The sequence below is a fragment of the Acerihabitans arboris genome (genome assembly GCF_010131535.1).
Classification (GTDB): domain Bacteria; phylum Pseudomonadota; class Gammaproteobacteria; order Enterobacterales; family Enterobacteriaceae; genus Acerihabitans; species Acerihabitans arboris.
The window spans coordinates 1-6378 of the sequence record NZ_WUBS01000036.1; the positions used below are offsets into that span (position 1 = coordinate 1).

Consider the following 6378-nt stretch of genomic DNA (forward strand, 5'->3'; position numbering starts at 1 on the left):
GTGAGAGGTGTTGATGGTGATACCACGGGCCTTTTCTTCCGGCGCATTGTCGATCTGATCAAAAGCGCGGGCGCTGCCGCCGTAGGCTTTAGCCAGCACGGTGGTGATGGCGGCGGTCAGGGTCGTTTTACCATGGTCAACGTGGCCGATAGTACCGACGTTAACGTGTGGTTTTGTACGTTGAAACTTTTCTTTAGACATCGATTGTCCCTCTAAGACACGAATAAATCGGTGGTATCACCACATTAACCAGACATAGGCCTGATAAATTTATTTTCCAACAGAAAGTGAATCAGGAGGGAGACTAGAAGTGGTGCTGATAGGCAGATTCGAACTGCCGACCTCACCCTTACCAAGGGTGCGCTCTACCAACTGAGCTATATCAGCACATTTGGAGCGGGCAGTGGGAATCGAACCCACGTCATCAGCTTGGAAGGCTGAGGTAATAGCCATTATACGATGCCCGCATCTTGGAACTCGGCTACCTGATATTTCTGTAGATTGTTGCAAGGTCCATAGGTTCCGAACCTTGGTCGAAGGTTCTCAACCTTCCCCCTGGTGCACGATGTAGCTTTGCATCAGGGATTGCCACGACTGCCCGCGGCGAATTTGGTGGTGGGGGAAGGATTATTCGTCACTTCGTTCCTCACCCTTCGGGCCGTCGCAAGCGACGTTGTCTCGCTTCACTCGACTCGAACCTTGGTCGAAGGTTCTCAACCTTCCCCCTGGTGCACGATGTAGCTTTGCATCAGGGATTGCCACGACTGCCCGCGGCGAATTTGGTGGTGGGGGAAGGATTATTCGTCACTTCGTTCCTCACCCTTCGGGCCGTCGCAAGCGACGTTGTCTCGCTTCACTCGACTCGAACCTTGGTCGAAGGTTCTCAACCTTCCCCCTGGTGCACGATGTAGCTTTGCATCAGGGATTGCCACGACTGCCCGCGGCGAATTTGGTGGTGGGGGAAGGATTCGAACCTTCGAAGTCAGTGACGGCAGATTTACAGTCTGCTCCCTTTGGCCGCTCGGGAACCCCACCAGGTTTTTTTTGGTGCCGGCAGAAGGAGTCGAACCCTCGACCTACTGATTACAAGTCAGTTGCTCTACCAACTGAGCTATGCCGGCATCAAGTGCAGCGCATTCTAGGTAGAGCCGGCGACCTATGCAACAAAAAAATTGCGTAAATTGCACTTTCGCTCAGAAAATACCCAAAATCAGAAAATGTTTCACAAATTTGTTTGTTATTCAGACGTGGGGCCGCCAGGACCGACGGCGCCAGGGTGGCGCGCAGGCGAGGAGCCACTCGTGACCCCCATTAAGGCGCAGGCGTCACGCCGCCTGCATTTTCAATGCAGCCCTGGCTGCACCAAAATGGCCGGATTGCACTGCCATGACGCCTGAAACCCCTGGCGCGGCGGTATCCGGCCGCCGCCGCCCCGCCCCGGCTACGTCATACCACTGGCACGCATCTTGCTTGATTATCCGTGTAGTTTCTGTGATATCACCGGCCGGAGGATGACATCATGAAAATCGTACAATTGAATGCCGCTACACTTCCCGTTTACCGCAGCGAACTCGCCGGCCTGCTGATGGACGCCGTCGCACGCGGCGCCTCGGTGGGTTATACCAATCCCCTGACCCAGGACGAAGCTGAAGGCTATATCCACGGCCTGCGCTCCAGCATCGCGAAAAATGATTTACTGTTGTGGATTGCCCGCGACGAGCGGGGCATTGTCGGCAGTATCCAATTGGATTTATGCCGTAAGCCAAATGGACAAAACCGCGCTGAAATCCAAAAGCTGCTGGTCCACAGTCATGCCAGGCGCGAAGGGATTGGTAAATCACTTATCAGCGCGCTTGAGCGTACAGCCCGGGAGCAGCAGCGCGGCCTGCTGTACCTGGACACCCAGTCCGGCAGCCCGGCGGAGGCGTTCTATCGCGCGCTGGGCTACCGTTGCCTGGGTGAAATTCCTGATTACGCCTGCACCCCGGACGGCTATTACCATCCCACCGTGATTTATTACAAACGTTTATTTGCCGTCAACCAGCAGTTGAACGCCGTCGCCAGCTGAAAAGCGGCCGGTGCGGGCCATAACCCCCTTGCCCAGGGGGATGGCCCGGGCCTGCTCTCCTATTGTCATAATTTCATAGGTTAAGCAGAAAAAACACTCTACGATGTTAACGAAGCTGTCTATACTATGCAGCTTGTTTTCGTTCCGGGTGGGCTCGGCTGCCCCGGTTGGACCTGCGCAACAGGCTGGCTAAGCTTATGATAAATCGTGATCAATCACTTACCACACCCTATCTTCAGTTTAACCGGAAGCAATGGGCCGCTTTGCGTGATACGGTTCCCCTGACGTTAACGCAGGCAGAAATCATAAAGCTCAAAGGGATCAATGAAGATCTCTCGCTGGATGAAGTGGCGGAAATTTACCTGCCGTTATCGCGTTTAATCAATTTTTATATCAGTTCCAATTTGCGGCGACAGGCGGTATTGGAGCAGTTCCTCGGCACCAACGGCCAGCATATTCCCTATGTTATAGGCATCGCCGGCAGCGTCGCGGTAGGCAAAAGCACCACCGCACGCGTACTGCAGGCATTGCTGAGCCGTTGGCCGGAACACCGGTCGGTGGAACTGGTCACCACCGATGGTTTTTTATATCCCAACCGCGTGCTGAAAGAACGGGAATTAATGAAAAAAAAGGGATTCCCACAATCCTACGATATGCGCAGTCTGGTTAATTTTGTTTCCGAAGTTAAATCGGGCGCCAGCGAGGTGACCGCGCCGGTATATTCGCATTTGATTTACGATATCGTGCCGGAAAATAACAAAGTAATCTCGCAACCCGACATTCTAATCCTCGAAGGATTAAACGTGTTGCAGAGTGGATTGGATTATCAGCATGCCTCGCATCATGTATTTGTTTCCGATTTTGTCGACTTTTCGATTTATGTGGATGCGCCGGAAGATTTGCTAAAAAGTTGGTATATCAATCGTTTTTTAAGGTTTCGCCAGGGCGCGTTTTCCAATCCGGATTCTTACTTTCATAATTATGCCCAGCTGACGGAAGAAGAGGCGGTGCAAATCGCCACCCAGCTTTGGGTGGAAATTAACGGGTTAAATCTGAAGGAAAATATACTGCCTACACGCGAGCGAGCCAGTCTAATCTTGACAAAAAGCGAGAATCACGCGGTCGAAAGCATACGGTTAAGGAAATAATAATTCTGACTCATCGGCTCTAGAACACGTGAGGACCGTCTCTCCACATGGTTAATGGGGATTAAGACCATCAATACCTCACCAAGGGACATGGTAACGTTGCATATTATTCCACCAGATAACCCGGCTATAGTCATTTTGCAAGATATTCATATCCACTTTGTCTTCTCAACTTCTTATCGAATTCAGCGCGATCTAACATTTGTTTCACTTTTATATCATTCTGATACATGCTAACGCACCCAGGGTCGCTAGGAGTAAGGCATGCTTTGGCATTATTATCTGGCGCTTTCTCTTCCCATCTCGATATTTGACCGCGGTTATGTTCATGTTTTTTTTTGCAAAGGGATCATGATATGTTTTCCCGAGGTTATATTGTGATGAATAAACCATAGGATCACTATGAACTGGGCCGAAAGCATCCTCGTGCATATTATTCTAAAATTTATTATGATTAGAGGTATTAACCTCAGCTGAAAGATTACCCACATTTAACAGCAGTAAGAAGAAAAACAAAGGTTTTTTTCTATGAATCATGAATCTTATGGCTTTTTTGCTACGAAAGATAAGAAACGGATTATAAAATGTAGTCCCTTGAATCTTGAACCATTATGGCGCTCTGTTGACCGCCCGTATGATTTGTCGCTCTGTGTTACGAAAGTCCCTCAGGGGCTTACAACCCCCGCAGCGAGATTTCACCGCCAAGATAAGGTGTTATCTTGCCGTCTCGCTCCAAAAGCAGCGCGCCCCGCGCGTCAATGCCGCGCGCGATGCCTTGGATTTTACGTTCGCCAATCAGCAGCTTTACCGGTCGATTGTAGAAGTTATCCAATGCATGCCAACGCGTGACGAACGCAGCGAAACCGTCCCGTTCGAAAACCGGCAATGCCAGCCTGAGTTCGTTGATAAGCTTAGCGGCCAGGGCATTACGATCGATATCGATACCCGCCTCCTGCAAATTGATCCAGCCCTGGCTGATGATCGGCTCGGCTATTTCACGCATCGCCAGGTTAATACCTGCCCCAATCACCAAATGGGCGGCATCGCCGGCTTTGCCGCTGATCTCCACCAGGATGCCGGCCAGCTTGCGATCGTGCAAATAGAGATCGTTGGGCCATTTGACGCGCACATCACGAGCACCCAGGTCATGCAATACTTCCGCCATGATGATACCGATCACCAGGCTAAGACCGATTGCCGCCGCCGGGCCCTGTTCCAGACGCCAATACAGCGATAGGTAAAGATTAGCGCCGAATGGCGAAATCCATTGGCGGCCGCGTCGTCCTCGTCCCGCCATCTGGTACTCCGCGACACAGGCGTCACCGGAACGCAGGTCGGCTATTTTCTCCATCAGATATTGATTGGTTGAATCAATCACCGGCAGTACCGAGACCCCGTCCTGGGGTAATAACGACAGGATTTTTTTCTCGTCCAATAACTGGAGGGGAGCATGGAGCCGATAGCCTTTGCCGGGTACGGTAAAGACATCCACGCCCCATTCCCTCAAGGTCTGGATATGTTTATTGATGGCCGCGCGACTCATTCCCAATGTATCACCGAATTGCTCACCGGAGTGGAACTCACCGTCGGCAAGCAGCCCGATTAATTTTAACGGGACGGTAATATCTTTCATGACAAAACCTCCACCGCGTCGACTTCACCCGCAGCGGCAATAAATCGCACCTCCGGCTCCAGCCAGACGTTAAACCGTTCAGCCACCCTTTTACGCACCAGTCTTGCCAGCGCGACAATATCCTGTCCGCGGGCGTGGCCGTTATTGATCAATACCAGCGCCTGCCTGGCATGCACCGCGGCGGCACCAAGCTGATAGCCCTTGAGATCGCACTTATCGATTAGCCACCCCGCCGCCAGCTTTACCTCACCACCCGGCTGTGGGTAGTGCGGCGCATCCGGGTATTGTTGCAACAGGCGCTGCGCGTCCGCGGCACTGACCAGCGGATTTTTAAAGAAGCTGCCGGCATTGCCGGTGACCGCGGGATCGGGTAATTTGCTGCGCCGCATGGCGCAAACGATGTCAAAGACCTGGCGTGGGGTTGTGATATGGCTATCCAGGCGGGTTAAATCGCCATAGGTAAGCACCGGGCGCCAGGTTTTAGCCAGGACGAAACCCACCGCCACGATGGCGTAGCCGTCACGGTAGCGATGTTTAAACACGCTGTCGCGATAGCCAAACTGACATTCCGCGGCGCCGATGCGAGTTTTATCCCCACGGTTAAGATCAAGCAGATCGACGTATTCGCATACTGATTCCAGTTCCACACCATAGGCGCCGATATTTTGAATAGGCGCTGATCCGACCCGGCCGGGGATAAGCGCCAGGTTTTCCAGCCCCGCCATACCCTGGGCCAACGTGAAGGAAACCAGGCCATGCCAGTCTTCCCCGGCGCCGACATGCAGGTGCCAGGCGCGATCGTCTTCATTGACCGCGATACCTTTGATGCGATTTAGCAAGACGGTGCCGGCAAAGTTTTCCAAAAACAGGACATTACTGCCTCCTCCCAGCAACAATACCGGACCGGACCGCCGTTCGGCCTCGCGCCAAAGCGTCAATAATTCCGTTTCGGTCTGGACGGCGGCGATATGGCCGGCCAGCGCATCGATGGCAAAGGTATTCAGGTGTTTTAACGCCACACCGTGCATTGTCATGGTAAAAGCCTTTCATAATCACTATTGGGGCTAGTTTACCCGATCGGGGCGGATCTCAGCGAGTAACTTTGTCCGCCATCGGTACGCAAGTTCCTCTGCCTATGCAATTTTTTTGGAAAACCATTATCCGACCTTACTCATAGTGGTTATATTAATAGGAATAACTCTTTATTTTTATTCCGAAGAAACATGTTTTCTTTTGTTTTTAAATAAACATAATGCGATGAAACTAATATTAAAAATATATGTAAATAGTATAAATATTATTTAAAATAAAATAAATATACTATTTTTATTATATTAGGATATAGGTCTATTTATGCTTTCAGCACGACGACAAATAAGGTTTCGCAGACTTGAACACTCTGTTCTAGTAGCGAACCGCCCGTTCAGCACATATGAAAAAGCCCTCTGTTTTCACAGAGGGCTTCGTCATTATTGGATGCCTGGCAGTTGATGCCCGCCTGCGGCGGCCACCCTGCGGGCCGTCGCCTG

The 6378-nt window shown here is 51.5% G+C and carries 5 protein-coding genes, 4 tRNA genes and 2 other RNA genes; 2 read left to right on the top strand and 9 right to left on the bottom strand.

What is annotated here, in order from left to right; translation table 11 throughout:
* From GRH90_RS25535 to GRH90_RS25565, 7 genes are all read right to left on the bottom strand, one after another.
* The coding region (locus GRH90_RS25535) for a GTP-binding protein (protein WP_246236242.1) at positions 1–201 on the bottom strand (201 nt) is incomplete at its 3' end.
* Positions 202–311: 110 nt separating this feature from the next.
* Positions 312–387, bottom strand: a tRNA-Thr gene (locus GRH90_RS25540).
* A gap of 5 nt (positions 388–392) precedes the next feature.
* Positions 393–467 (bottom strand) — tRNA-Gly (locus GRH90_RS25545).
* A 143-nt stretch (positions 468–610) separates the two neighbouring features.
* A non-coding RNA gene (locus GRH90_RS25550) (RtT sRNA) lies at positions 611–738 on the bottom strand.
* A 42-nt stretch (positions 739–780) separates the two neighbouring features.
* Positions 781–908: non-coding RNA, RtT sRNA (locus GRH90_RS25555), on the bottom strand.
* A gap of 42 nt (positions 909–950) precedes the next feature.
* Positions 951–1035: transfer RNA gene (locus GRH90_RS25560), tRNA-Tyr, on the bottom strand.
* Between the two features lie 10 nt (positions 1036–1045).
* Positions 1046–1121, bottom strand: a tRNA-Thr gene (locus GRH90_RS25565).
* Between the two features lie 398 nt (positions 1122–1519).
* Here GRH90_RS25565 and GRH90_RS25570 point away from each other — a divergent pair.
* On the top strand, positions 1520–2068 hold the full coding sequence (locus tag GRH90_RS25570) for a GNAT family N-acetyltransferase (RefSeq protein WP_162368781.1): 549 nt from the start codon (positions 1520–1522) through the stop codon (positions 2066–2068).
* A 197-nt stretch (positions 2069–2265) separates the two neighbouring features.
* Positions 2266–3216: a type I pantothenate kinase gene (gene coaA, locus GRH90_RS25575; RefSeq protein WP_162368782.1), complete on the top strand. Its 951-nt coding sequence runs from the start codon at positions 2266–2268 to the stop codon at positions 3214–3216.
* 673 nt (positions 3217–3889) lie between these two features.
* Here coaA and birA read toward each other — a convergent pair.
* Positions 3890–4849: a bifunctional biotin--[acetyl-CoA-carboxylase] ligase/biotin operon repressor BirA gene (gene birA / locus GRH90_RS25580; RefSeq protein ID WP_162368783.1), complete on the bottom strand. Its 960-nt coding sequence runs from the start codon at positions 4847–4849 to the stop codon at positions 3890–3892.
* On the bottom strand, positions 4846–5883 hold the full coding sequence (gene murB / locus GRH90_RS25585; protein ID WP_162368784.1) for a UDP-N-acetylmuramate dehydrogenase: 1038 nt from the start codon (positions 5881–5883) through the stop codon (positions 4846–4848). Before murB ends, birA begins: the two co-directional genes overlap by 4 nt.
* Between the last annotated feature and the right edge of the window lie 495 nt (positions 5884–6378).

What these genes read in the sequence shown, in the direction of transcription:
- GRH90_RS25570 (WP_162368781.1), top strand. Translation starts at nt 1,520, where the DNA reads ATGAAAATCGTACAATTGAATGCCGCTACACTTCCCGTTTACCGCAGC.
- coaA (WP_162368782.1), top strand. Translation starts at nt 2,266, where the DNA reads ATGATAAATCGTGATCAATCACTTACCACACCCTATCTTCAGTTTAAC.
- birA (WP_162368783.1), bottom strand. Translation starts at nt 4,849, where the DNA reads ATGAAAGATATTACCGTCCCGTTAAAATTAATCGGGCTGCTTGCCGAC.
- murB (WP_162368784.1), bottom strand. Translation starts at nt 5,883, where the DNA reads ATGACAATGCACGGTGTGGCGTTAAAACACCTGAATACCTTTGCCATC.